The following is an 848-nucleotide window of genomic DNA, read 5'->3' as shown; positions in this document are numbered from 1 at the left end:
GGCTCCCTTCCTTTCCCCCCTTCGGAGGGAAAGGAAGGGAGCCTCGTTGGAACAGCGCTGGCGGCAAAAGGCTCGCGCCCTTCCTCTACCCCGTCGATCGGGGGAGAGGTGGCTCGGCGAAGCCGAGACGGAGTGGGGGTCGACCTAGCTCGGGCGTCGAGGGTTCAACCCGGGGCGATATATCTGGTTGGTTCCGGGCCTGCCTTTAGATTTAAGACGATATCAAACTGCACCACGTCCGTCGACCGACCATGCGCCGGCGCCGGCCATCGCCAGCGCCAGGAAGCCGCCTGATATGGCGATGTCCTTCATCAGCATCTGCTGGTGCAGGAAGGCGAGCATCGCGTCGCCGCCGCCCTGGCCGTAATGGCCGATGAAACCGGCGGCGATGCAGAAGACGGCGAGCAGCAGCGCCGTGATCCGGGTCTGGAAACCGACCAGGATGAGCAATCCGGCGATGAGTTCGAACAGTCCCGTGCCCCAGGCGGCAAGCGTCGGCAGCGGCAGGCCGAGGCCGGCGAAATAGCCTGTCGTGCCGGCGATATCGCTCAACGCGTGAAAACCGGAGGGCACGAACAGGGCGGCGAGCAGCAGCCGGGAAAGCAGAAGCAGCGCGTTGCGGGGCATGCGTTCACCTCCGTTGTCGGCCGCCGGTTGGCCTCGTCCGATGCCCCTGATCCTAGCAGAAATTCCGGCCGGCAGATGGGCGGGCACATACCGACAACGAAAAAGCGGCGCGGGAAATACGCCCCCCGGTTTTTTGACGCGGTTTTGCGGGCGTTGGGGCGGCCCGGGTGGGGGGGGCCGCAAAAGCGCCCGCGCCCCGCGGGGGCCGGGCGGGGGAAACC

Annotated in this window: 1 protein-coding gene; it reads right to left on the bottom strand. The window is 66.7% G+C overall.

The window, feature by feature from the left end:
- Positions 1-222: 222 nt before the first annotated feature.
- A complete protein-coding gene (locus NKJ06_RS35580; protein WP_352627276.1) occupies positions 223-627 on the bottom strand; it encodes a DoxX family protein in 405 nt (134 codons plus the stop codon).
- Positions 628-848: the final 221 nt, after the last annotated feature.

This window comes from Mesorhizobium sp. M0293 (assembly GCF_040321735.1).
GTDB lineage: Bacteria > Pseudomonadota > Alphaproteobacteria > Rhizobiales > Rhizobiaceae > Mesorhizobium.
This window is presented reverse-complemented; position numbering and strand designations above follow the sequence as displayed.

Bases quoted from the DNA above. Each gene is read 5' to 3' on its own strand.
- NKJ06_RS35580 (WP_352627276.1), bottom strand. From the start codon at position 627: ATGCCCCGCAACGCGCTGCTTCTGCTTTCCCGGCTGCTGCTCGCCGCC.